Here is a 24948-nt window from a genome sequence, read left to right as displayed (position 1 = left end):
ATGACTGTTACAAAGATTGAGCCGGTTACAAAGACAAGATATAAAGTGTATGTAGATGGACAGTTCGCTTTTGTGTTATACAAAGGCGAACTGTCTCGCTATCATATTGCAGAAGATAGTGAATTGGAAGAAAAGACTTATCAAAGCATACGTAAGGAGATTATTCTAAAACGTGCAAAATTAAGAGCGATGCATCTATTAAATGATATGGGAAGAACGGAGTCGCAACTTCGGACGAAATTATTACGGAACGATTATCCATCGGATATTGTAGAAGAAGCAATAGCATATGTAAAATCATTCGGGTATATTAATGATGCAGAATACACCAGGAGTTTTATCGAAAATCGTAAAGAAAAGAAGAGCAAAAAAGAAATATATGCTGCACTTTGTCAGAAAGGACTCCCCAAAGATTTGATCGAAACAGCTTTGGAGGAGTGTTATGCAGATGATGATTCTATAGCAGCGATTGAAGCAATTGTCAGGAAGAAAAAGTTTGATCCCAAGTCAACAGATTATAAAGAAATGCAGAAAATGATGGGGTATTTGGTCAGAAAAGGCTTTCGATATGACGACATACGGCAAGTGATACAAGTTTCTGAGTGGAATGCTTGACATCTTTGTGAAAACAGTATAAAATTTAAGTGTTGTATTTGTACAATGAAAATTAAATAAGGAGGTGCTCCTGTGCCGATGGGAATATTAATTGCTGTAGTAATTGCATTGATTATTGCAACAGCAGTCATCAGTCATTTTCTGACTGTTTCTAATCTGAAGAAAAATGCAGAATCGAAGATTGGAAATGCGGAAAGCAAAGCAAGAGAAATTATTGATGATGCAGTGAAAACCGCAGAGGCAAAAAAGAAGGAGTCTCTTTTGGAAATTAAAGAAGAGTCTATTAGGAACAAGAATGAACTTGAGAAGGAGACTAAGGAACGCAGAGCAGAGTTACAACGTTATGAAAAGCGTGTCCTTTCCAAAGAAGAGGCTTTAGACAAAAAAGCGGATGCGATTGAAAAGCGAGAAGCAGGATTTACAGCAAAAGAAGAACAGCTGAGACAGCGCGAAGCGAAAGTGGAAGAGCTGAGCAGGCAAAGAGTACAGGAACTAGAAAGAATCTCAGGACTTACCTCCGAACAAGCAAAAGAATATTTGTTAAAAACTGTTGAAGAAGATGTAAAGCATGATACTGCAAAGATGGTCAAGGAACTTGAAGCGCAGGCTAAGGAAGAAGCAGATAAAAAGGCAAAGGAATATGTTGTTACTGCTATTCAGAGATGTGCAGCAGATCATGTTGCGGAGACTACAATTTCGGTTGTACAGCTTCCGAGTGACGAAATGAAAGGAAGAATTATTGGACGTGAAGGCCGTAATATTCGAACTTTAGAGACGATGACGGGTGTAGAATTGATTATTGATGATACTCCGGAAGCGGTTGTATTGTCAGGCTTTGATCCAATAAGACGAGAAGTCGCAAGAATTGCGCTTGAGAAACTGATTGTTGACGGACGTATTCATCCGGCCAGAATTGAAGAGATGGTAGAAAAAGCGCAAAAAGAAGTGGATGCTATGATACGTGAAGAAGGTGAAGCAGCTGCGTTAGAAGTAGGTGTTCATGGAATTCATCCAGAGTTGATCAGACTTTTGGGACGTATGAAATTCAGAACAAGCTATGGACAGAATGCTTTAAAACATTCTGTAGAAGTGGCACAGCTTGCCGGACTTTTGGCAGGTGAGATCGGTTTAGATGTCAGAATTGCTAAACGTGCCGGACTTTTACACGATATCGGAAAATCTATAGATCATGATGTGGAGGGATCACATATTCAGATTGGTGTAGATCTTTGTAGAAAATACAAAGAGTCTGCGACTGTTATTAATGCAGTAGAAGCACATCATGGGGATGTAGAGCCGGAAACTTTGATTGCATGCGTGGTACAGGCAGCCGATACGATATCTGCTGCAAGACCAGGTGCGAGAAGAGAAACATTAGAAACATATACAAACAGGTTAAAACAATTAGAAGATATCACCAACCAGTTCAAGGGTGTTGATAAATCTTTTGCGATTCAAGCAGGTAGAGAGATTCGTGTTATGGTAGTTCCAGAACAAGTATCTGACGCAGACATGGTATTGATGGCTAGAGATATTGCTAAACAGATTGAGTATGAATTGGAATATCCTGGACAGATTAAGGTCAATGTAATTCGTGAGTCACGTGTTACTGACTATGCCAAGTAGAAGATAAATGTAAAGAGGATCAGTTTCGGCTGATCCTTTTTCTATCTCAGAAAACAGATTTTTATTGATAAAAGAAAGGTGGCGGCAAGAATGAGCGAAGAAGTTAGACGTACGGGGCGTGAATTAGTATATCAGGGAGCAATCCTGGAGATATATAAAGATCATATGGAGTTTGCAAATGGTAATTCGGCAGATTGGGATTTTATTCATCATGATGGAGCGGCTGCAGTTGTCCCTGTCCTTCCTGACGGAAGAATCTTAATGGTAACACAGTATAGAAATGCTTTGGAAAGACATACTTTAGAGATCCCGGCGGGGAAGTTAGATGCTCCGAATGAGCCTGGGATAGAGTGTTCAAAAAGGGAATTGGAAGAAGAGACGGGATATAAGTCTGAACATCTTGAATGGCTGCTCACATTACGGACAACGGTAGCATTTTGTGATGAGAAGATTGAAATCTATGTTGCAAAAGATTTGATACCATCGCATCAGCATTTGGATGAAGATGAATATGTTGATGTGAAGGCATATACTCTAGATGAGTTAAAAGAGATGATTTTTACAGGAAAGATTGAAGATTCTAAGACAATTGCAGCAATTCTTGCTTATGAATCAAAGTATATAAGAATATAATTTTTTGCCTGGCATATAATGAAGTATCTTGGCAAAGGGAGGGACGTTTGTAAAGATGCGAGAGAGCAAAAGGTATTTGGTCTTGCTTTGTATGCTGGGTTTTTTTATTGGAATTATGTGTGCGAATCTGGTACCAAAAGAATATATTACAAGTATGGGCATACTAAATGATTTTTTTCTGAATCAATATAATACGGATGAAATTGAAGTTACAGAATATCTTTGGTATATCATAAGAGTAAGATGTACACCTCTTATTTTGATGGTAGCTATTGGATATGGAAGATTACGGAAGATCCTTACAATAATATTTTTGTTATGGACAAGTTTTGCAGGTGGTCTGATCATGGCAGCTGCTGTTCTGAAAATGGGATTAAAAGGGATGGTATTATGTCTTGTAGCGCTGACACCACATTTTTTCTTTTATATTGCAGGATATATGATTCTTTTGTGGTATTTTTTCTCTTATCCGGCTTCCAAATGGAATGCATCCAAGACAATCTGTATGATACTTTTTGTCGCAGTAGGAATTTTACTGGAAAGTTATGTGAATCCAATGCTCATGCAATTGTTTTTACGGACCCTATAAACACAACCGTATCCGAATGCAGTACGACAGACTAAGTCTGTGACTTATGTAAAAAGTGGCTGAGATAGAGCAGACAGAAGAAAAAAGTACTTAGCTGGCTGGCAAGGAGTCCCCACAGATAACCTTGTATACCGAGAACAGGAATTAAGAAAAATACACAGAAGATACGGATACTAAGGCTTACGGAATTGATTGCAAAAGACAAAGTTGTCTTTCCGATTCCATTAATAATGCTGATAAAAGTGTTATTTGTATATAGAAAAGGGCATATCCAAGCGAGAGTAATAATGAAATCTCCAGCCATAGAACTATCGAATAAAAAAATACCGATCCATTTTCCGAAAGCTAGTAAAGCAACGCAGCAGATACTACCAAGAAAAATACAAGAATAGGATACTTTTTTGATAAGATTCGTTAGTTCCTTACGATTGTTTAATGCCTGAATCTCCGCAACAGTGGGAAGAAGCATGGTGGAAATGGAGTTCGTGATTGCCGAAGGAAACAGGATACAAGGCAGTGCCATTCCGGTCAAAACTCCATAGGCGCTTAAAGAGTCTTTCAGTGACATTCCGTATGTTTGTAGTTTGACAGGGATAGATACAGCTTCGATGCTTTGGAGGATATTTAGAAGTACGCGGTTGCCGGTCAGTGGTAATGATAATGTGATTAGTTCACGTCCATATTTAAAATATTTTTGTAGAGAGAATAAAGAAAGTTTTGAAAATTCTTTATTTCCGTAAATCGAGCGAAGACAAAAGAGGGAAGAAGTAATCTCCCCGGCAATAAGACCTGCAACTGCAAGTGATATACCAAAATGAATGCCGTTTCTTTCCCCGTACAGATAAATAAAATAGACGCTTGCGATTCTTGCAGTCTGTTCAATAAGTTGTGAAACAGCTGGAATTTTCGTCTGTTTTAGACCAAAATAATATCCGCAGATACAACTATGGATAGATGAAAATGGAAATACATAGGAAAGAATGATTAACAAGTCTGTGCATCGAGGTTCTTGTAAAAATGTCTGTGAAATTGAAACTGCATTTTGCTGTAATAACAATGTTGTAATGCAAGAAGCTGTGACGGTGAGGAAGAGGCTGGTGTACAGCAACTTTCTCGCTTCTTTTGGCTGGCCTTGTGCAATGCGTGTTGCAACGCAGCGAGACAAAGCTAATTCTATACCGGCAGAGGTAAGTGAAAAGCAGAGTGTATAAATAGGAGAAACCAGTTGGTATAGTCCGACGCATTCTTCGCCAAAAGTATGACTTAGAAAAATGCGGTAAAAAAATCCCATGAATCGGGTGGCAAATCCTGTCAGTGTTAAGATGAAAGTTCCTTTCATGATTGCTTGTTTGTGTGTCATATCAGACCCCCGGAAAGATATTGTTATAATATATTCTAAAGAATGCCTTGACAGAACAAGTACGTGGTGGTATTCTACAAATGAAAATCCTAGCAAAATACTAGGGATTAAAAGAAGGTGAGAAGAAAATGAAACTTTCGACCAAGGGTAGGTATGGTCTGCGGGCAATGATAGATCTTGCCAGATATAGTGAAGTAGAGCCGGTATCCATTAACAGTATCGCGGCAAGACAGAATATTTCCGAGAGATATTTGGAGCAATTAGTGGCATTGCTGCGAAAAGCCGGGCTGGTAAAAAGTATCCGGGGTGCGACTGGTGGATATATACTTGCGAAAGATGCGGCAGAGATTTCTGTAGGAGATATTCTGCGGGCGCTTGAAGGCAGCCTTGAGCCTGTCAAATGTGCAGCGTTTTATTCAGAAGAAGGGTGTATGGCGTCCGATGGGTGTGTTACCAAATACGTATGGCAGAAAATCAACGATAGTATTAACGAAACGGTGAATCAGATGATGCTGGATGAATTGGTGCGAGAGAGTAAGAATTTGAATCCGGCAGGAGCGTGTGACAGCTCGAAATGTAATCAAGATAAATAATAAGTATGAATGGAGGAAAAACCATGGATAAATTAATCTATTTGGATAATGCAGCAACAACGAAAACAGCACCGGAGGTAGTAGAGGCAATGCTTCCATATTTTACTGAAAAGTTTGGTAATCCTTCCAGTGTATATAGTTTCGCGGCAGGAAATAAGGAAGTCATTAATCAACAGAGAGATATTATTGCCGAGGCGTTAGGTGCAAAAAGTAATGAGATTTATTTTACCGCTGGCGGATCGGAATCAGACAACTGGGCGTTAAAAGCAACAGCAGAGGCTTATTCTGGAAAGGGCAATCATATCATTACAACAAAGATAGAGCATCACGCAATTCTTCATACAGGGGAATATCTCGAAAAAAGAGGATTTGAGGTTACCTATCTGGATGTAGATGAGAATGGAAAAGTCAAGTTGGATGATCTGAAAGCAGCAATCCGCCCTACAACCATTTTAATATCGGTTATGTTTGCCAACAATGAGATTGGAACTATCCAGCCAATCAAAGAAATCGGTGAGATTGCGCATGAACATGGAATTTTGTTCCATACAGATGCAGTTCAGGCGTTTGGACAGGTTCCGATTAATGTAGATGAATGTCATATCGATATGTTGAGCTCCAGTGGACACAAATTAAATGGCCCGAAAGGAATCGGATTCTTATATATACGTACAGGCGTAAAGATTCGTTCGTTTGTACATGGCGGAGCGCAGGAGAGAAAGCGCCGTGCCGGAACAGAAAATGTTCCGGGAATCGTAGGCCTGGGAACAGCGGTAAAACGTGCTGTGGCAACGATGCAGGAAAGAACAGACAAAGAAGTAGAACTTCGGGATTATCTGATCGATCGTGTATTAAAGGAAATCCCATATTGTAGATTAAATGGACACAGAACGGATCGCCTTCCAAATAACGCAAACTTTAGTTTTCAGTTCGTAGAGGGAGAATCTCTTTTGATTATGCTGGATATGAAGGGAATCTGCGGTTCCAGTGGGTCAGCATGCACTTCGGGTTCTCTGGATCCGTCTCATGTATTATTAGCAATTGGATTGCCGCATGAAATTGCACATGGTTCTCTGAGATTGACTTTGAGTGAAGAAATCACAAAAGAAGATATCGACTATGTGGTAGACACATTAAAAGGAATTGTGAGTCATCTAAGAGAGATGTCTCCATTGTATGAAGATTTTATCAAAAAGGAACAGGCATAGGAGGAAGAAATGTCATGTATACAGAAAAAGTAATGGATCATTTTGAACACCCGAGAAATGTGGGTGAAATAGAAAATGCCAGCGGAGTTGGCACAGTTGGAAATGCAAAATGTGGAGATATCATGAGAATCTATCTTGATGTTGATGAAAATCAGATTATTCGCGATGTAAAATTCAAAACATTTGGCTGTGGTGCCGCAGTAGCAACCAGCAGTATGGCTACTGAGATGGTGAAAGGTAAATCTGTCCAGGAAGCAATGAAAGTGACGAATAAAGCAGTTATGGAAGCTCTGGATGGCCTCCCGCCGGTGAAAGTTCATTGTTCATTATTGGCAGAAGAAGCGATTCATGCTGCATTGTGGGACTATGCACAAAAAAATGGAATTGAGATTGAAGGGTTAAAAAAGCCAAAATCAGACATTCATGAAGGCGAAGAAGCAGAAGAAGAGGAGTATTAGACTGAGGATGCATGATGGAAAAGAAAAAAGTTGTAGTTGGAATGTCTGGAGGAGTCGATTCCTCTGTGGCTGCCTGGCTGTTAAAAGAACAGGGGTATGATGTAATAGGAGTGACGATGCAGATCTGGCAGGAAGAAGAGCAGAGTGTGCAGGAAGAACAAGGAGGCTGCTGTGGGCTCAGTGCGGTAGAAGACGCACGAAGAGTAGCGGCTTCTCTAGAAATTCCTTATTATGTCATGAATTTTAGACAAGAATTTAAAAAGAATGTCATCGATTACTTTGTAGATGAATATTTGCATGGAAGAACACCGAATCCTTGTATTGCCTGTAACCGTTATGTAAAATGGGAGGCACTTCTGAAAAGGAGTCTGGATATTGGGGCTGATTATATTGCAACGGGACATTATGCAAGGATTGATCAATTGCCAAATGGCCGGTATGCATTAAAGACTTCTACGACCGATGCAAAAGATCAGACATATGCTCTTTATAATCTGACGCAGGAACAACTGTCGCATACATTAATGCCGGTAGGCGCTTATTCGAAGAGTGAGATTCGCGAGATGGCACAGAAACTACAGCTTCAGGTTGCGAATAAACCAGACAGTCAGGATATATGTTTTGTGCCGGATGGAGATTATGCATCTTATATTGAAGAGAATGCCGGGGTGAAGATTTTACCGGGCAATTTTGTTCTGTCTGACGGTACTGTAGTGGGACAGCATAAGGGGATTGTTCATTATACGGTTGGGCAGAGAAAGGGACTTGGTTTGTCGCTGGGACATCCTGTGTTTGTTTTAGAGATACGTCCAGAAACGAATGAAGTTGTAGTAGGGACCAGTGAAGAGTCTATGTCGTATTATGTAAGAGCCAATCGCATAAATTTCATGTCGGAAGAAGATCTCCCTGAGAAAAAAAGAGTCTGGGCAAAAATACGATACAATCACCGTGGGGCTTGGTGTACTGTAGAAAAGACGGGAGAAGATGAGATATTATGCCGGTTTGAAGAACCACAAAGGGCGATTACTCCTGGTCAGGCTGTAGTACTGTATCATGGCGAATATGTGCTGGGCGGTGGAACAATTATAGGAGAGGAATGAAAGTAATGATATCAGATTGTCACTTGCATACGAATTTTTCACATGATTCCGATGCGAAACCAGAAGAAATGATACAGGGAGCCATTGACAAAGGATTGAATACAATATGTATCACAGATCATTTTGATAAAGATAATATGGAATGGGGGCCAGAAGATATCTTTGAACCAGAAGAGTACTTTAGAACATTACGTCCGCTTCGTGAAAAATATCGTGAACAGATTGAGGTGCGAATTGGAGTGGAACTCGGATTGCGCCCTCATTTGGGAGAATACTACCGTCAATTTGTATCCGGTTATCCATTTGATTTTGTGATTGGATCCGTCCATTGGGTGGAAACATCCGATCCGGCAACAAGAAAATTATTTCAAAATCATACAGATGAAGAAGCGTATAGAATTACATTTGAAGAGACTTATGAAGATATCCAGAAGTGTCAGGATTTTGATGTACTGGGACATGTTGATTATGTGATTCGTTATGGAGAGAATAGAGAAAAAGAATATTCGTACCAGAAATTTTCAGGTGAAATAGATATGATCTTAAAATATCTGATTGAACACGGAAAAGGAATTGAATTGAACACGTCAGGGTTAAAATATGGTCTGCCGTTTGCGCATCCACATTCTGATATCCTAAAAAGATACAGAGAACTGGGTGGAGAGATCATTACCGTGGGTGCAGATGGACACAAGCCGGAACATATTGCTTATGATTTTGATAAGGTTTCTGGTATTTTAAAAGATTGTGGTTTTAAATATTATACAGAATTTTCTGAACGAAAGCCTCATTTTAAGCAACTTCCATAAAAATAGGAAAAGCGAAGGAAAACCACTTGAATTTTTGTATCAGATTTAGTACAATTATTTCTAGTTGAGGAATCTTTAACAAAGTCATTGGGATGAGATGTTGAAGAGTTCACAATATTAGACTGCGTAACCAGTTAATAAACAAACTTTAGGAGGAATTAATCATGGCAGTAAAAGTAGCGATTAATGGATTCGGACGTATTGGACGTCTTGCATTCAGACAGATGTTTGGAGCAGAGGGATATGAAGTTGTAGCAATCAACGACTTAACATCTCCTAAGATGCTTGCACATTTATTAAAATATGACTCTTCACAGGGTAAATATGCTTTGGCTGATAAGGTAGAAGCAACAGATGATTCTATCATCGTTGATGGAAAAGAAATCAAGATCTACGCAAAAGCTAACGCTGAAGAACTTCCTTGGGGAGAAATCGGAGTAGACGTTGTTCTTGAATGTACAGGATTCTATACATCAAAAGAAAAAGCTTCTGCACATGTAAAAGCAGGAGCAAGAAAAGTTGTTATTTCCGCACCAGCTGGAAATGACCTGCCAACAATTGTATATAATGTAAACCATGATACATTGACAGCTGAAGATACAGTTATTTCTGCAGCTTCTTGTACAACAAACTGCCTTGCACCAATGGCAAAAGCATTGAATGATCTTGCACCAATCAAATCTGGTATCATGTGCACAATTCATGCTTACACAGGTGATCAGATGACACTTGACGGACCACAGAGAAAAGGTGACTTAAGAAGATCTCGTGCTGCAGCAGTTAATATTGTACCAAACAGCACAGGTGCAGCAAAAGCTATCGGATTAGTTATCCCAGAATTAAATGGTAAATTAATCGGATCTGCTCAGCGTGTTCCAACTCCAACAGGTTCTACAACAATCTTAACAGCAGTTGTTGAAGGAAATGTAACAGTTGATGAGATCAACGCAGCTATGAAAGCAGCATCTAACGAATCTTTCGGATACAATACTGATGAAATCGTATCCAGTGATATCGTAGGAATGAGATTTGGTTCTTTATTCGATGCTACTCAGACAATGGTATGCCCATTAGACAATGGAACAACAGAAGTTCAGGTTGTATCTTGGTATGACAATGAAAATTCTTACACAAGCCAGATGGTAAGAACAATCAAATACTTCTCTGAATTAGCATAATTTCAGAATATTAAGACTCACACAGGGTCCGGTCTTATATTGGACCGGACCCTTTTTTACAATAGTTGTTTTGAAAATATTAAGGTGTGTTACCTTAAAATATAACTGAGGAGGCAAATCATATGCTTAATAAAAAATCAGTAGACGATATTAATGTAAAGGGACAGAAAGTACTTGTAAGATGTGACTTTAACGTACCGCTTATTGATGGAAAGATTACAGATGAGAATCGTCTTGTTGCCGCACTTCCTACAATTAAAAAGTTAATCGCAGACGGTGGAAAGATTATTCTTTGTTCTCACCTTGGAAAGCCAAAGGGAGAGCCAAAACCGGAATTATCTCTTGCACCAGTTGCTGTCCGCTTGTCTGAATTACTTGGACAGGAAGTGAAATTTGCAGCAGATCCAGAAGTTGTCGGCCCTAATGCAAAAGCCGCAGTTGAAGCTATGAAAGACGGAGATGTAATTCTTCTTGAAAATACACGTTATAGAGCAGAAGAGACAAAGAATGGTGATGCTTTCAGCAAAGATCTGGCTTCTCTTTGTGATGTATTTGTTAATGATGCATTCGGAACCGCACATCGTGCACACTGCTCTAATGTAGGTGTTACAAAGTTTGTGGATACAGCAGTTGTAGGTTACTTAATGCAGAAAGAGATTGATTTCCTTGGAAATGCTGTTAATAATCCGGAGAGACCATTTGTTGCCATACTTGGCGGCGCTAAGGTGTCCAGCAAAATTTCAGTTATCGAGAACCTTCTTGATAAAGTAGATACATTGATCATCGGTGGCGGAATGTCCTATACGTTTAGTAAAGCATTAGGCGGAAATGTAGGTAATTCTCTTCTTGAGGAAGATTATTGTGAATATGCATTGAATATGTTGAAAAAGGCAGAAGAAAAAGGCGTAAAATTGCTGCTTCCTGTAGACAACATTATCGCTGATGATTTCTCCAATGATGCAAATACTAAAGTAGTACAGCGTGGTGAAATCCCAGACGGATGGGAAGGTCTTGATATCGGACCTGAGACAGCGCAGATTTTCAGTGAAGCTGTACATGATGCTAAGACGGTTGTATGGAATGGACCAATGGGCTGCTTTGAGATGCCGAATTTTGCACACGGTACAGAAGCAGTTGCAAAAGCACTTGCTGAGACAGATGCAGTGACTATTATTGGTGGCGGTGATTCTGCAGCTGCAGTTAATCAGCTTGGTTATGGTGATAAGATGACCCACATTTCTACCGGCGGTGGTGCATCTCTTGAATTCCTGGAAGGAAAAGAACTGCCAGGTGTAGCAGCAGCAAATGATAAGTAGGCCGAAGGCGACTTAGTGAATATGTATATTTTTATAATTTCGGAGGAAGAATGAAAATGGCAAGAAGAAAAATTGTAGCAGGCAACTGGAAAATGAACAAAACTCCAAGTGAGGCAGTTGCATTAGTTGAAGAGTTAAAACCATTAGTAGCAAGTGAAGATGTTGATGTGGTATTTTGTGTACCGGCAATTGATATTATCCCTGTAGTAGAGGCTTGTAAAGGTTCTAATATTCAGGTCGGTGCTGAGAATATGTATTTTGAAGAAAAAGGTGCATACACAGGAGAGATTGCTCCAGCAATGCTTACAGATGCAGGTGTCAAGTATGTTGTTCTTGGACATTCTGAAAGAAGAGAATATTTTGCAGAGACAAATGAGACAGTCAATAAAAAGATGTTAAAAGCATTTGAGCATGGTATCACACCAATTATGTGCTGTGGCGAGACATTAGAACAGAGAGAGCAGGGCGTAACTATGGATTTCATCCGTCAGCAGGTTAAGGTTGGATTCCTGAATGTAACAGCAGATCAGGCTAAGACAGCAGTTATCGCTTATGAGCCAATCTGGGCTATCGGAACAGGTAAGACAGCTACAACAGAACAGGCGGAAGAAGTTTGTGCTGGAATTCGTGCATGTATTGCAGAGATTTATGACGAAGCTACTGCTGAAGCAATTCGTATCCAGTACGGCGGATCTGTAAATGCAGGAAATGCGGCAGAATTATTTGCTCAGGCTGATATTGATGGTGGTCTTGTAGGTGGAGCTTCTTTAAAAGCTGACTTTGGAAAGATCGTAAATTACAAGTAAGAATATCATCAGTCGTAGGGGGCAGCATACGCTCCCTACGATTTTTGGGTTGCGAGGATTACGTTTATGATTTATAAAGAGATACCGATACGGGCGGAAGGGTCTTTGGATTATGCAAAGCTTGAAACATATATTTTGGATACTCCGGTTGATAAGATAAAGATAAAAAAGCGACCGATGATTATTATATGTCCTGGCGGGGCGTACCAAATGACCAGCTATAGGGAAGGAGAGCCTTTGGCCATGCATTTTCTGAATCAGGGATATCATGCCTGTGTGCTTCGTTATTCTGTTGCACCTGCACAATTTCCGACTCAGATTCTGGAAGTGGGTCAGGTGATGAAGATATTGCGGGAATATGCGAAGGAGTGGTGTATTGATACAGAACGAATATTTGTTCAGGGTTCTTCAGCAGGAGGGCATCTGGCAGCAAGTTATGGGATTTTCTGGAATCAGGATTTTATGGCTTCCAAATCCGGGCTTACAACAGAAGAATTAAAGCCTAGAGGAATTATGCTTAGTTATCCAGTGATTACTTCAGATGTTCGATATGGACATATCGAAAGTTTTCAAAACTTGCTGGGAGATAAGTTTGTATTGTGTCGGGAACAGATGTCTCTGGAAAATCAGGTGACGCATACAATGCCGCCCACATTTATATGGCATACGGCTGAAGATCAGACGGTGCCGGTTGAAAATTCCCTTTTGATGACAATGGCGCTTCGAAGGGCTGATGTTCCCGTTGAACTGCATATTTTTCCGGAAGGAGAGCATGGATTGAGTCTTGCAACAAAACATGTAGAGCGGGAAGATGGAAGTGGTGTGCAAGATGAATGTGCATGCTGGATAGAACTTGCGGATGTGTGGTTAGAAAAATTGTGTAAATAAAGTCCGATGATTAGAATATTTTCAACATTTATAATCGAAGAATAAAGGAGAAATAAAATGAGCAAAAAACCAACAGTACTTATGATTTTAGACGGATATGGACTGAATGAGAATACTACCGGAAATGCTGTGGCAGAAGGAAAGACTCCGGTTATGGATAAATTGATGGCAGAGTATCCATTTGTAAAGGGAAATGCCAGTGGAATGGCAGTAGGGCTTCCTGATGGACAGATGGGGAATTCTGAAGTTGGACATCTGAATATGGGTGCCGGACGTATTGTTTATCAGGATCTTACTAAGATTACAAAGGCAATTCAGGATGGTGATTTCTTTGAGAATTCTGCACTTCTTGCAGCATGTGAGAATGTAAAGGCTAATGATTCTTCACTGCATTTGATGGGATTGGTATCAGATGGTGGTGTACACAGTCATAATGAGCATATTTATGGACTGCTAGAGTTGGCAAAGAGACAGGGGATCAAAAAAGTATATGTTCACTGTTTCCTGGATGGACGTGATACACCTCCTGCATCTGGTAAAGAGTATGTGGAACAGCTGATTGCCAAGATGGGGGAAATAGGTGTTGGTGAAGTTGCAACCGTTATGGGGCGTTATTATGCAATGGATAGAGATAACCGCTGGGATCGTGTGGAAAAGGCATATCGCGCTTTGGTAGATGGAACAGGTGAAACTGCTGTCAGTGGACCGGAAGGAATTCAGGCATCTTATGACAAAGATACAACAGATGAGTTCGTGCTTCCAACAGTAGTGATAAAAGATGGAGCTCCAACAGCGACTGTCAAGAATGATGATTCCATTATCTTCTTCAATTTCCGTCCTGACCGTGCAAGAGAAATCACCAGAACTTTCTGCGATGAGGATTTCCAGGGATTTGAAAGAGGAGACAGAATCAAGACAACTTTTGTCTGCTTCACAGAATACGATGTTACGATTGAAAATAAACAGGTTGCTTTCGTAAAAGAAGAAATCACGAATACCTTTGGACAGTTTTTGGCTGCACATGGCAAAAAACAGGCGCGTATCGCTGAGACAGAGAAATATGCACATGTTACATTCTTCTTTAATGGCGGAGTGGAAGAGCCAAATGAAGGAGAAGACAGAATTCTGGTAAAATCTCCAAAGGTAGCAACTTATGATTTAAAACCAGAAATGAGCGCATATGAAGTGTGTGATAAATTGGTAGATGCAATCAAATCTGATAAATATGATGTAATTATCATCAACTTCGCAAACCCAGATATGGTTGGACATACTGGTGTAGAAGCAGCTGCAATTCAGGCAATCGAAGCAGTCGATGAATGTGTAGGTAAAGCAGTTAACGCAGTCAAGGAAGTAGATGGTCAGATGTTCATCTGTGCAGATCACGGAAATGCAGAACAATTAATTGATGATGAGACAGGTGAGCCATTTACCGCCCATACGACCAATCCGGTGCCATTTATTCTTGTGAATGCTGATCCGGCTTATAAGTTAAGAGAAGGTGGATGTCTGGCAGACATCGCTCCGACCCTTATTGAACTTATGGGAATGGAACAGCCAAAAGAAATGACAGGAAAGAGCTTGCTTGTGAAATAATTAACTGGGGACGTAGTACTTTTGCAAAGTACTACGTCCCCAATTGAAAAATGTGGTGTACCTTTTTGAACAAGGAAAGAAAAATGCACATTGTGATTATTGAGGATGAACCGGTCATCCGGCAGGAGTTGAAGCAATTATTAGAGAATGCATTATATCAGGTGACAGCCCCAGAGGAGTTTGAGGATGTTGCTTTTTTTTGTATTAAGAAGGATTTTCTTTATTTTATTGTAACGTATATTGAATTCAAAAGAAATGTGGAAACTACCTGAGAAGGCATATAAGATACGTCTTGCGCAGACCGAGGGAAAATATTATAATCAGTCTTGGGTGTTTGGATATCATGACAGTTTTGGAAGGAGCAGATATGAACAGAAGATATCATACTTTTTTCTTTGATCTGGATGGGACAATTACAGATTCTGAGCAGGGTATTACAAATTCTGTAAAATATGCGTTGAATAAATTCGGAATTGAAGAAAAGGATCGTACAAAGCTATGTGAGTTTATAGGACCGCCTTTGGATATATCGTTCCATAAGTTATATGAATTTTCAACCGAACAGTGTTGGAAGGCCATTGGTTATTTCCGGGAATATTATCAGGAAAAAGGCATCTTTGAGAATCGTGTCTATGATGGATTGGAAGAAGTGCTGAAAAAACTGAGAAATGCCGATGTAAGATTGGTAGTGGCAACTTCAAAACCTGAGCCATATGCCAGAAAAATTATAGATTATTTTCGACTGACACCGTATTTTGATTATGTGGCGGGAATGGAGTTGGATGGCAGAAGAAAAACGAAAGCAGAAGTGATACAGTATGCGCTGGAGGCATGTAAGATCAAAGATAAGTCCTCTGTTTTGATGATTGGTGACAGGGAGCACGATGTATTTGGCGCCAAGACAGCAGGAATTGATTGCCTGGGAATCCTTTATGGATTTGGTAACAGAGAAGAGTTGGAAGAAGCCGGTGCAGATTATATTGAAGAATCTGTGGAAGATATCTTGAAATATTGTTGATGTTTCGCTTGACAAAACAGGAAGATATTGTTATTATAAAAAAACAGAACGCACTCTGTTTTTAAAATAAAGATGGGGAAGAGGTGCAGTATGCAAAGAGTTTATTCATTATTGGTTGACAATAATCCGGGTGTATTAAGCCGCATCGCAGGACTTTTCAGCAGACGTGGATACAGTATTGACAGTATTACTGCTGGTGTGACTGCGGATCCCAGATTTACAAGGATTACCATTGTTGCATCTGGAGATGAGTTGATTTTGTCTCAGATTGAAAAGCAGGTTCGGAAATTGGAAGATGTCATTGAAATCAAAGTGTTAAAACCAGATGAATCCGTATATCGTGAATTAATCATGGTTAAGATTCGTGCCAATGCAGCAGAAAGATCGGAGATTATCTCTGTGGCAGATATTTTCCGTGCTAAGATCGTAGACGTTGAGACGGAATCGTTAATGGTGGAACTTACAGGTAATCAGTCAAAACTGGATGCTTTCTTGAAATTGCTCGACGGATATGAGATCCTGGAATTGGCGAGAACCGGAATTACAGGATTATCTCGAGGAATCAAGGATGTTACGATTATTGATTAATCGATTATAACAATGTTCGAGAGAAGACAAAGCCTTTAAATAAGGGTGGCTTCAGATACCTGCCCTTGTTTAACAATACAAAATTAAATGATTTATAATAATTAGGAGGAATGTCAAAATGGCAGCAAGAATTTTTTATCAGGAAGATTGCAATTTATCAGTATTAGAGGGAAAGAAGATTGCAATTATTGGTTACGGAAGCCAGGGACATGCACATGCCCTTAACTTAAAAGAGTCTGGATGTGACGTTATCATTGGTCTTTATGAAGGAAGTAAATCTTGGGCAAAAGCTGAAGCACAGGGATTACAGGTATTTACAGCAGCAGAAGCAGCTAAACAGGCTGATATCATCATGATCTTGATTAATGATGAATTACAGGCTGATATGTATAAGAAAGATGTAGAGCCGAACCTTGAGGAAGGCAATATGCTGATGTTCGCACATGGTTTCAACATTCACTTTGGATGTATTAAACCACCAAAGAATATTGATGTTGCGATGATTGCACCTAAGGCACCAGGACATACAGTAAGAAGTGAATATCAGGCTGGAAAGGGAACTCCTTGCTTGATCGCTGTTGAACAGGATTACACAGGAAAAGCATGGGAGAAAGCAATGGCTTACGGTCTTGGAATCGGTGGAGCAAGAGCTGGACTTCTTGAGACAACATTCCGTACAGAGACAGAGACAGACCTTTTTGGTGAGCAGGCTGTTCTTTGTGGTGGTGTATGTGCATTGATGCAGGCAGGTTTTGAGACACTTTGTGAAGCAGGATATGATCCAAGAAATGCTTATTTTGAATGTATCCATGAGATGAAGTTGATTGTTGACCTGATCTATCAGAGTGGATTTGAAGGAATGAGATATTCTATTTCTAATACAGCTGAATATGGTGATTATATTACAGGACCTAAGATTATCACAGCTGATACAAAGAAAGCTATGAAGCAGATTCTGGCAGATATCCAGGATGGTACATTTGCAAAAGACTTCTTGCTTGATATGTCACCTGCAGGACGTCAAGTACATTTCAAGGCTATGAGAAAGCTTGCTGCTGAACATCCATCTGAGAAGATTGGTAAAGAGATCAGACAGCTGTACAGTTGGAATGGCGAAGATAAGTTGATTAACAACTAATTATTGTACATAATTATAAGAATTATATTAGCGCACATCTCATGAATTTGAGATGTGTGTTTTTCGATTATCATGGATCTGAAGAAAAAGCTGTCGGTGTCATTTCTGACCGAAAAAATCTGAAAATTCTCATATTTATAGTGTATTATCACACTTATTATGCTAAAATTGCGATAATACTAAGCGAATGGTGGAAGGGCAGAATGTTTTAATTCTTGCGGGTTCAATTAATACAGGTAAGACAATGATCCAGGCGATTAATACAGTGATATATTATGGTGGCACAGTATGTGGGTAGATGCTATTGTCAATAGTTATGGGTATTCTGGATTATAAAAGATAAAAATAAAAAACAGCCACTGACGGTATGGCTGTTTTTTTATTGCATGCAATTTTTTCTATAATAATTAAGCAATTCCGTTTACAGCTTTTGTTAAACGGGAAATCTTTCTAGAGCATGTGTTCTTGTGATAAACACCCTTGCTTCCTGCTTTGTTGATTTCAACGATTGCAACTTTTAATGCTGCTGCAGCAGCTTCAGCATCTTTGTTAGCTACAGCTGTTTCAACTTTCTTTACGCAAGTTTTTACTTTAGATTTGATTGCTTTGTTTCTAGCAGCTTTTGTTTCGTTTACTAAGATTCTCTTCTTTGCAGATTTGATATTAGCCAATTTGTCCACCTCCAATATCTTATATTTCGATTCTGTATCGATTTTACATTCGTTAGAGCCGGACACGGACGTTCTAACGAAACATACGAACTTATTTTAGGGCAAGGAATGAGTTCTGTCAATACATATTTCTGAAAATATTGTAAAAACTAGGAAATAAATAGGACTAAAGTGAGGATATATGGGATGATTGAAAAATATAATATCAGAACAGATCTGGCTCTGGAGGAAAAAGAACGTTTTGAATCGGATCACGTAGAAATTCAAGGAGTATCGTTAAAAGAAGATTATGATGAAGAACGTGAGATTAAAGTAACGACTGTTAAAATTGAGACGGAAAATGGAGCAAAAATCATGGGGAAACCGGTGGGTACCTATATTACAATGGAGGCACCGAATATGGCTGTTCCAGATGAAGATTATCATAAAGAGATAGCAGAAGAGTTAAAAAGATTTCTGGAATATTTTGTCAAAAAAGATAAAGAAGATTATTCTATTTTGGTAGTAGGGCTTGGAAATCGTAAGGTTACACCAGATGCGTTAGGCCCATATGTTGTAGATAATCTGAATATTTCCCGGCATATCGCAAAGGAATACGGAAAATATGCTATGGGAGAAGATGAAATCTGCCTTACCAGTGCGATTGTACCGGGAGTTATGGCACAGACTGGAATGGAAACTCTTGAGATTGTCAAAGGAATTACGCGGGAAACGAATCCGGATATGGTGATTGCTATTGATGCGTTGGCTGCCAGAAGCTCTCGAAGACTTAATCGCACGATTCAGATCTCAGATACAGGGATCAATCCAGGGTCAGGAGTGGGCAATCATAGAAACGCTATTACAAAAGAGACCGTTGGAATTCCAGTAATTGCTATCGGGGTTCCAACTGTGGTGGATGCTGCGACTATTGTAAATGATACCATGGAGAACCTGATCTCTGCATTGGAAAGCTCTGAGACATTGCGGGGGGTCGGGGTGGTCATGCAAGGCTATAATGCAGCGGAAAAATATGAATTAGTGAAGGAGTTGATATCTCCACATTTAAATGGTTTGTTTGTGACTCCTAAGGATATTGATGAGACTGTGAAGAGAATCAGTTATACGATATCGGAAGCGCTGAATCTGTTGTTTTCTAAAGGACATGCACATAAATAATCCAGGTGGGTCATATAGTGTTAAGACATAAAGTACGAAAAGTGCTGCTAAAATGGCAGGCAGCTTTACTTTGACTGGAGTGAAATATTGTGAAAATAAAACGGCAGATCAGTCGGATTGCAATACTTGTGATCACCGGAATTTTAATCATATATGTCTGTGTGCAGATGATGGAATTTGATAAAATAAATTGGAATGAACAGATACGGATTGGGAGTATTTGTTTGGAACAGGCGGAAAAAATGTATCTTACGGGATTCACATATCTGGAAAATGAGCAGGGGAGTTCATTGATAGACTGGATGGCAGAGAGTGTGTTGAAAATAATTCCACTAGGGACATATGTGGAAGAAAAATCGATGTTGTTTACGGATGTGGAGGATCAGGAAACATATCAGATGATATTGGAAAAACAGGCAAATGATGAAAATATGGTAGATGAAAACGGGAATCTGATTCAGCAGACTTCACAAGAAGAATCTGTTCAGACTTCAGGAACACCAATTGATACATCTATGGAAAAATTGATGAATTTTGAGTATCTGATCAGCAATTTTTATACAGTAGATTCTAATACGATGATTGATCAGGATTTGTTAAATGTTGAAAAATTAATGGGAATGGACATGACAATTGATCAGTCTGCTGCCGGTCCAAAAGTTCTGATTTATCATACGCATTCCCAGGAAGCATTTGCAGATTCTGTAGAAGGGGATACCAGTACAACGATAATGGGAATGGGTGCTTATCTGGCAGAACTTTTAAATAACACCTATGGAATCGAGACGATTCATCATGAAGGAGTGTATGATCTGGTTAGTGGGAAGCTTGACAGAAGTATGGCGTATCAGCTGGCAGAACCAGAGATCCAGAAGATTCTGCAGGATAATCCAACGATAGAGGTTGTGATTGATCTTCATAGAGATGGTGTGGCGGAGGGAACACATCTTGTGACAGAGATTAATGGTAAGCAGACTGCACAAATTATGTTTTTTAATGGGCTGAGCCGAACAAGAGCCAATGGAAATATCAGTTATCTGCCCAATCCTTATATTGAAGATAATCTTGCGTTTTCTCTTCAGATGCAGATTGCAGCTACGAAAAAATATCCTGGATTTACCAGACATATTTATCTGAGAGGATATCGATATAACATGCACTTTAAACCGAAAACGTTGTTGATTGAGGCCGGGGCTCAGACCAATACTGTGGAAGAAATGAGAAATGCTATGGAGATTCTGGCATCAACACTAGATAGTGTACTTGTGAAATAAAATATGTTTGAAACAGACTACATTTTGTGCTAAGATATTGGCAGTATGGAAAAGTATGTAAAATGATAGAAAGGATATATGGGAATGGCGAAAAAAAATACATATGATGCAGATAGTATTGCCATATTAGAGGGACTGGAAGCGGTACGGAAAAGACCGGGAATGTATATTGGTAGTGTATCTACGAAAGGGCTGAATCATCTGATCTATGAGATTGTTGACAATGCTGTAGATGAACATCTGGCGGGATATTGTTCAGAGATCCGTGTAACACTTGAAAAGGATGGTTCTGCAACTGTCTCAGACAATGGACGTGGAGTACCGGTGGATCTGCATTCGACTGGTGTATCAGCAGCCCGTGTTGTATATACAACGCTGCATGCCGGTGGAAAGTTTGATGATTCTGCTTACAAGACCAGTGGCGGACTTCATGGAGTCGGCTCTTCTGTTGTCAATGCATTATCTACTTATATGGATGTTGAAATCAGTCGGGATGGATATGTCCATCATGACCGGTATGAGAGAGGAAAGCCGGTAATTGAGCTGGAGGATGGACTTCTGCCGAAGATTGGAAAGACAAGAAAGACTGGAACAAAGGTTAATTTTCTGCCAGACGATACTATATTTGAAAAAACAAAATTCCGTGCAGAGGAAGTAAAAAGTCGTATGCACGAAACGGCATATTTGAATCCGACACTGACGATTGTATTTGAAGATAAAAGAGGCAGTGAGACGGAGCGTATTGTATATCATGAACCGGATGGGATTCTTGGCTTTATTCAGGATCTGAATTCCAAAAAAGAGGTTGTTCATGAACCTGTGTATTTTAAAGGAGAAGCAGAAGGAATTGAAGTTGAAGTGGCGTTTCAGTATGTGAATGAATTTCATGAAAATGTCCTTGGTTTCTGTAATAATATATATAATGCAGAGGGTGGCACACATCTGACTGGGTTTAAGACTACATTTACAACTGTTATGAATCAGTATTCCAGGGAACTTGGGATTCTAAAAGAAAAAGATGCGAATTTTACAGGGGCAGATGTAAGAAATGGAATGACCGCAATTGTTTCCATCAAGCATCCAGATCCCAGATTTGAAGGACAGACGAAGACAAAGCTGGACAACCCTGATGCCGCAAAGGCTTGCAGCAAGGTGACGAATGATGAGATTATTCGATTTTTCGACCGTAATCTTGAGACGTTGAAAAAAGTAATTGGCTGTGCAGAAAAGGCTGCGAAGATTCGTAAGACAGAAGAACGCGCAAAGACGAATCTTCTGACAAAGCAAAAATATTCTTTTGACAGTAATGGGAAACTTGCAAATTGCGAAAGCAGAGATGCGAGCCGATGTGAAATCTTTATCGTAGAGGGAGATTCTGCCGGTGGCTCTGCAAAGACGGCCAGAGATCGTATGTATCAGGCAATTCTTCCAATCCGAGGAAAGATTCTGAATGTGGAGAAAGCTAGTATAGATAAAGTGCTGGCCAATGCAGAGATTAAAACGATGATCAATGCATTTGGCTGTGGCTTCTCAGAAGGATATGGCAATGATTTTGATATCAGCAAGCTGCGTTATGACAAGATTATTATCATGGCCGATGCCGATGTGGATGGGGCACATATCTCTACCTTGTTGCTGACGCTATTCTATCGTTTTATGCCAGAATTAATCTATGAAGGACATGTCTATATTGCCATGCCGCCATTGTATAAAGCTATGCCGAAAAAAGGGGAAGAAGAATATCTATATGATGATAAGGCGTTAGAGAGATATCGTAAGACCCATGATGGCCCTTTTACGCTCCAGCGTTATAAAGGTCTGGGAGAGATGGATGCCCAGCAACTGTGGGAGACAACCCTGAATCCCGAGACAAGGATCCTGAAACTGGTAGAAATCGAAGATGCCCGTATGGCATCCAGTGTGACAGAGATGCTGATGGGAACCGAAGTACCACCAAGAAGGACATTTATCTATGAAAATGCGACAGAAGCAGAGCTGGATATTTAAATTGGGTACACCCCATTTTTAAATTAGGGACGTAGTGTTTTTTAAAAATACTACGTCCCCAAAGGAGGTAATTATGCAAGATTCACAGATCATCAGAACGGAATATTCTGATGTTATGAAGAAATCATATATTGACTATGCTATGAGTGTTATTGTTGCCAGAGCGCTTCCGGATGTAAGGGATGGATTGAAACCGGTACAGAGGCGTACGCTGTATGATATGCATGAATTGGGTATTCGATATGACAGGCCATATCGAAAGTGTGCACGTATTGTTGGAGATACGATGGGTAAGTATCATCCGCATGGGGACAGTTCTATCTATGAAGCGCTGGTGGTGATGGCGCAGGATTTTAAAAAGGGCATGATTCTGGTAGACGGACATGGTAATTTTGGATCTATTGAAGGTGACGGAGCTGCTGCCATGCGTTATACGGAGGCTCGTCTGGCAAAGATTACGCAGGAAGCTTATCTGGGAGATCTGGATAAGGATATTGTAGATTTTGTACCAAATTTTGATGAGACAGAAAAGGAACCTGAGGTGCTTCCTGTGCGTATTCCGAATCTTCTGGTCAACGGAGCAGAGGGAATTGCTGTAGGTATGGCAACCAGTATACCGACCCATAATCTTGGGGAGGTCATTGATGCGGTCAAAGCCTACATGAAAAATGATGAGATCAGCACGAAGCAGTTGATGAAGTATGTAAAAGGGCCTGATTTCCCAACAGGGGGGATCGTGGTAAATAAAGATGATCTTCTGGATATCTATGAGACGGGAACCGGCAAGATTAAGATTCGCGGGAAAGTAGAAGTAGAGGAGATGAAGGGCGGCAAGAAACGGCTTGTTATCACAGAGATCCCTTATACCATGATAGGTGCCGGAATCGGAAAGTTCCTGAATGATGTATGTGCTCTGGTAGAATCAAAAAAAACCAGTGACATTGTGGATATCTCCAACCAGTCATCGAAAGAAGGTATTCGAATTGTCATTGAACTGAAACGTGGAGCAGATATCGAAAATCTGACGAATATGCTCTACAAAAAGACTCGTCTGGAAGATACTTTTGGTGTCAATATGCTCGCAGTTGCAGATGGCAGACCTGAGACCATGGGATTGAAGAAAATCATAGAACACCATGTGGATTTTCAGTTTGAGATGGCCACCAGAAAATATAAGAATTTATTAAAAAAGGAACAAGATAAAAAAGAAATCCAAGAGGGTCTGATCAAAGCATGTGATGTTATTGATCTGATCATTGAGATTCTTCGCGGCAGCCAGTCGGTCAAAGATGCAAAAGCATGTCTGACCAGCGGTATTACGGATAATATTAAGTTCAAATCCAGTATTTCTAAAAAAATGGCAGCTATGCTTCGGTTTACAGAACGACAGGCTACAGCAATTCTTGAAATGCGCCTGTACAAATTGATTGGGCTGGAAATAGAAGCTCTGATGAAGGAACATGATGAGACTCTGAAAAAAATTGCTAGGTATGAAGATATTCTAAATAATTATGATTCAATGGCAGAGGTCATTATCGCAGATTTAGAACAATTGAAAGCAGAATTTTCCAGAAAGCGCCGGACGCAGATCGAGAATGCAGAAGAGGCGGTTTATGAGGAGAATAAGATCGAAGAGCAAGAGGTTGTCTTCCTGATGGATCGTTTTGGTTATGCAAAGACGATTGATACCAATGCTTATGGAAGAAATAAAGAGGCGGCAGATACGGAAAATAAATATGTGATTTCCTGTATGAATACCGGAAGAATCTGTCTATTTACGAATACCGGAAAAATGCATCAGATTAAAGTATTGGATTTACCATATGGAAAGTTCCGCGATAAAGGATTGCCGGTGGATAATGTGAGCAATTACGACAGTACACAGGAAGAAATCGTATATATCTGTGATGCAGAGCAGATGCGTTATGCGAAGCTGTTATTTGCTACAAAGCAGGGCATGATTAAGAAGGTGGAAGGAACTGAATTTCAGGTAGCGAAAAGAACGATTGCAGCGACGAAACTTCAGGCGGATGATGAAGTTATGAGTGTTCAGGTGATCAATGAAAATCAAAATATTGTACTGCAGACAAAAGAGGGATATTTCCTGCGCTTTTTAGCCGAAGAAGTCTCTGAAAAGAAGAAAGGTGCAATCGGAGTCCGTGGAATTAAACTGCAAAAGAAGGATGAACTGGAGAGGGTATATTTATTTGAAGATGGGGTAGAGACAAAAATCCCATATAAGGATCGTGAAGTGACCTTGAATCGTCTAAAGCTTGCAAAACGAGATGGGACTGGAACAAAGAATCGAGGATAAAGGAG

24 protein-coding genes are annotated in these 24948 nt (G+C 39.9%); 22 read left to right on the top strand and 2 right to left on the bottom strand.

From position 1 onward, the window contains the following. The 4 genes from ABE613_RS10300 (at position 1) to ABE613_RS10285 (ending at position 3463) form a co-directional block, all read left to right on the top strand. Entirely contained in the window at positions 1-615 is a 615-nt protein-coding gene (locus ABE613_RS10300; protein ID WP_235233141.1) for a regulatory protein RecX, read from the top strand. Between the two features lie 72 nt (positions 616-687). After that, positions 688-2241, top strand: coding sequence for a ribonuclease Y (rny, locus tag ABE613_RS10295; RefSeq protein WP_347376312.1), 1554 nt, complete (start codon positions 688-690; stop codon positions 2239-2241). Positions 2242-2331: 90 nt separating this feature from the next. Beyond that, positions 2332-2874, top strand: a complete 543-nt coding sequence (locus ABE613_RS10290; RefSeq protein WP_235233139.1) for an NUDIX domain-containing protein — start codon at positions 2332-2334, stop codon at positions 2872-2874. A gap of 55 nt (positions 2875-2929) precedes the next feature. Then, positions 2930-3463, top strand: coding sequence for a stage II sporulation protein M (locus ABE613_RS10285; RefSeq protein WP_235233138.1), 534 nt, complete (start codon positions 2930-2932; stop codon positions 3461-3463). A 31-nt stretch (positions 3464-3494) separates the two neighbouring features. On the opposite strand, the gene ABE613_RS10280 is transcribed toward ABE613_RS10285, so the two are convergent. Beyond that, complete coding sequence (locus ABE613_RS10280; protein WP_347376315.1) at positions 3495-4823, bottom strand: oligosaccharide flippase family protein; 1329 nt, start codon at positions 4821-4823, stop codon at positions 3495-3497. A 128-nt stretch (positions 4824-4951) separates the two neighbouring features. On the opposite strand from ABE613_RS10280, the gene ABE613_RS10275 reads away from it, so the two are divergent. From ABE613_RS10275 to ilvC, 14 genes are all read left to right on the top strand, one after another. After that, positions 4952-5416, top strand: a complete 465-nt coding sequence (locus tag ABE613_RS10275) for an RrF2 family transcriptional regulator (protein ID WP_347376311.1) — start codon at positions 4952-4954, stop codon at positions 5414-5416. A gap of 23 nt (positions 5417-5439) precedes the next feature. Continuing rightward, positions 5440-6624, top strand: a complete 1185-nt coding sequence (gene nifS, locus ABE613_RS10270; RefSeq protein ID WP_235233135.1) for a cysteine desulfurase NifS — start codon at positions 5440-5442, stop codon at positions 6622-6624. A 14-nt stretch (positions 6625-6638) separates the two neighbouring features. After that, positions 6639-7082 (top strand): Fe-S cluster assembly scaffold protein NifU, encoded by a 444-nt coding sequence (gene nifU, locus ABE613_RS10265; protein ID WP_235233134.1) that lies wholly within the window; start codon positions 6639-6641, stop codon positions 7080-7082. 14 nt (positions 7083-7096) lie between these two features. Continuing rightward, the gene (gene mnmA / locus ABE613_RS10260; protein ID WP_347376314.1) at positions 7097-8182 is read left to right on the top strand and encodes a tRNA 2-thiouridine(34) synthase MnmA; all 1086 of its coding nucleotides are present in this window, start codon (positions 7097-7099) and stop codon (positions 8180-8182) included. Positions 8183-8187: 5 nt separating this feature from the next. Beyond that, entirely contained in the window at positions 8188-8991 is an 804-nt protein-coding gene (locus tag ABE613_RS10255; protein ID WP_235233187.1) for a histidinol-phosphatase HisJ family protein, read from the top strand. A 164-nt stretch (positions 8992-9155) separates the two neighbouring features. After that, a complete protein-coding gene (gap, locus tag ABE613_RS10250; RefSeq protein WP_235233132.1) occupies positions 9156-10169 on the top strand; it encodes a type I glyceraldehyde-3-phosphate dehydrogenase in 1014 nt (337 codons plus the stop codon). A gap of 122 nt (positions 10170-10291) precedes the next feature. Then, entirely contained in the window at positions 10292-11485 is a 1194-nt protein-coding gene (locus tag ABE613_RS10245) for a phosphoglycerate kinase (RefSeq protein ID WP_235233131.1), read from the top strand. 56 nt (positions 11486-11541) lie between these two features. Next, positions 11542-12291, top strand: a complete 750-nt coding sequence (tpiA, locus tag ABE613_RS10240) for a triose-phosphate isomerase (protein ID WP_235233130.1) — start codon at positions 11542-11544, stop codon at positions 12289-12291. Between the two features lie 66 nt (positions 12292-12357). Further along, positions 12358-13179: an alpha/beta hydrolase gene (locus tag ABE613_RS10235; RefSeq protein ID WP_347376310.1), complete on the top strand. Its 822-nt coding sequence runs from the start codon at positions 12358-12360 to the stop codon at positions 13177-13179. Between the two features lie 57 nt (positions 13180-13236). Continuing rightward, the gene (gene gpmI, locus ABE613_RS10230; protein ID WP_347376309.1) at positions 13237-14775 is read left to right on the top strand and encodes a 2,3-bisphosphoglycerate-independent phosphoglycerate mutase; all 1539 of its coding nucleotides are present in this window, start codon (positions 13237-13239) and stop codon (positions 14773-14775) included. Positions 14776-14858: 83 nt separating this feature from the next. Next, complete coding sequence (locus ABE613_RS10225) at positions 14859-15047, top strand: response regulator (RefSeq protein ID WP_328282609.1); 189 nt, start codon at positions 14859-14861, stop codon at positions 15045-15047. A 95-nt stretch (positions 15048-15142) separates the two neighbouring features. After that, positions 15143-15793: an HAD family hydrolase gene (locus tag ABE613_RS10220; protein ID WP_235233127.1), complete on the top strand. Its 651-nt coding sequence runs from the start codon at positions 15143-15145 to the stop codon at positions 15791-15793. Between the two features lie 90 nt (positions 15794-15883). Continuing rightward, positions 15884-16381, top strand: a complete 498-nt coding sequence (ilvN, locus tag ABE613_RS10215; protein WP_235233126.1) for an acetolactate synthase small subunit — start codon at positions 15884-15886, stop codon at positions 16379-16381. Positions 16382-16499: 118 nt separating this feature from the next. Beyond that, on the top strand, positions 16500-17519 hold the full coding sequence (gene ilvC, locus ABE613_RS10210; RefSeq protein WP_235233125.1) for a ketol-acid reductoisomerase: 1020 nt from the start codon (positions 16500-16502) through the stop codon (positions 17517-17519). Between the two features lie 407 nt (positions 17520-17926). Here ilvC and rpsT read toward each other — a convergent pair whose 3' ends face one another. Next, complete coding sequence (gene rpsT, locus ABE613_RS10205; RefSeq protein ID WP_235231551.1) at positions 17927-18190, bottom strand: 30S ribosomal protein S20; 264 nt, start codon at positions 18188-18190, stop codon at positions 17927-17929. Positions 18191-18376: 186 nt separating this feature from the next. Here rpsT and gpr point away from each other — a divergent pair, with 186 nt between their 5' ends. From gpr to ABE613_RS10185, 4 genes are all read left to right on the top strand, one after another. Further along, complete coding sequence (gene gpr, locus ABE613_RS10200) at positions 18377-19348, top strand: GPR endopeptidase (protein ID WP_347376308.1); 972 nt, start codon at positions 18377-18379, stop codon at positions 19346-19348. An 89-nt stretch (positions 19349-19437) separates the two neighbouring features. Next, positions 19438-20622, top strand: coding sequence for a stage II sporulation protein P (locus ABE613_RS10195; RefSeq protein ID WP_347376307.1), 1185 nt, complete (start codon positions 19438-19440; stop codon positions 20620-20622). Positions 20623-20706: 84 nt separating this feature from the next. Further along, positions 20707-22629, top strand: a complete 1923-nt coding sequence (locus ABE613_RS10190; RefSeq protein WP_235231548.1) for a DNA gyrase/topoisomerase IV subunit B — start codon at positions 20707-20709, stop codon at positions 22627-22629. A gap of 73 nt (positions 22630-22702) precedes the next feature. Continuing rightward, the gene (locus tag ABE613_RS10185) at positions 22703-24943 is read left to right on the top strand and encodes a DNA gyrase/topoisomerase IV subunit A (protein WP_347376306.1); all 2241 of its coding nucleotides are present in this window, start codon (positions 22703-22705) and stop codon (positions 24941-24943) included. Positions 24944-24948: the final 5 nt, after the last annotated feature.

The sequence above is a fragment of the Dorea chungnamensis genome (assembly GCF_039832125.1).
Lineage (GTDB): Bacteria > Bacillota > Clostridia > Lachnospirales > Lachnospiraceae > JAFBIX01.
This window is presented reverse-complemented; position numbering and strand designations above follow the sequence as displayed.

Bases quoted from the DNA above. Each gene is read 5' to 3' on its own strand.
- ABE613_RS10300 (WP_235233141.1), top strand. From the start codon at position 1: ATGACTGTTACAAAGATTGAGCCGGTTACAAAGACAAGATATAAAGTG.
- ABE613_RS10290 (WP_235233139.1), top strand. From the start codon at position 2,332: ATGAGCGAAGAAGTTAGACGTACGGGGCGTGAATTAGTATATCAGGGA.
- ABE613_RS10285 (WP_235233138.1), top strand. From the start codon at position 2,930: ATGCGAGAGAGCAAAAGGTATTTGGTCTTGCTTTGTATGCTGGGTTTT.
- ABE613_RS10280 (WP_347376315.1), bottom strand. From the start codon at position 4,823: ATGACACACAAACAAGCAATCATGAAAGGAACTTTCATCTTAACACTG.
- ABE613_RS10275 (WP_347376311.1), top strand. From the start codon at position 4,952: ATGAAACTTTCGACCAAGGGTAGGTATGGTCTGCGGGCAATGATAGAT.
- nifS (WP_235233135.1), top strand. From the start codon at position 5,440: ATGGATAAATTAATCTATTTGGATAATGCAGCAACAACGAAAACAGCA.
- nifU (WP_235233134.1), top strand. From the start codon at position 6,639: ATGTATACAGAAAAAGTAATGGATCATTTTGAACACCCGAGAAATGTG.
- mnmA (WP_347376314.1), top strand. From the start codon at position 7,097: ATGGAAAAGAAAAAAGTTGTAGTTGGAATGTCTGGAGGAGTCGATTCC.
- ABE613_RS10255 (WP_235233187.1), top strand. From the start codon at position 8,188: ATGATATCAGATTGTCACTTGCATACGAATTTTTCACATGATTCCGAT.
- gap (WP_235233132.1), top strand. From the start codon at position 9,156: ATGGCAGTAAAAGTAGCGATTAATGGATTCGGACGTATTGGACGTCTT.
- ABE613_RS10245 (WP_235233131.1), top strand. From the start codon at position 10,292: ATGCTTAATAAAAAATCAGTAGACGATATTAATGTAAAGGGACAGAAA.
- tpiA (WP_235233130.1), top strand. From the start codon at position 11,542: ATGGCAAGAAGAAAAATTGTAGCAGGCAACTGGAAAATGAACAAAACT.
- ABE613_RS10235 (WP_347376310.1), top strand. From the start codon at position 12,358: ATGATTTATAAAGAGATACCGATACGGGCGGAAGGGTCTTTGGATTAT.
- gpmI (WP_347376309.1), top strand. From the start codon at position 13,237: ATGAGCAAAAAACCAACAGTACTTATGATTTTAGACGGATATGGACTG.
- ABE613_RS10225 (WP_328282609.1), top strand. From the start codon at position 14,859: ATGCACATTGTGATTATTGAGGATGAACCGGTCATCCGGCAGGAGTTG.
- ABE613_RS10220 (WP_235233127.1), top strand. From the start codon at position 15,143: ATGAACAGAAGATATCATACTTTTTTCTTTGATCTGGATGGGACAATT.
- ilvN (WP_235233126.1), top strand. From the start codon at position 15,884: ATGCAAAGAGTTTATTCATTATTGGTTGACAATAATCCGGGTGTATTA.
- ilvC (WP_235233125.1), top strand. From the start codon at position 16,500: ATGGCAGCAAGAATTTTTTATCAGGAAGATTGCAATTTATCAGTATTA.
- gpr (WP_347376308.1), top strand. From the start codon at position 18,377: ATGATTGAAAAATATAATATCAGAACAGATCTGGCTCTGGAGGAAAAA.
- ABE613_RS10190 (WP_235231548.1), top strand. From the start codon at position 20,707: ATGGCGAAAAAAAATACATATGATGCAGATAGTATTGCCATATTAGAG.
- ABE613_RS10185 (WP_347376306.1), top strand. From the start codon at position 22,703: ATGCAAGATTCACAGATCATCAGAACGGAATATTCTGATGTTATGAAG.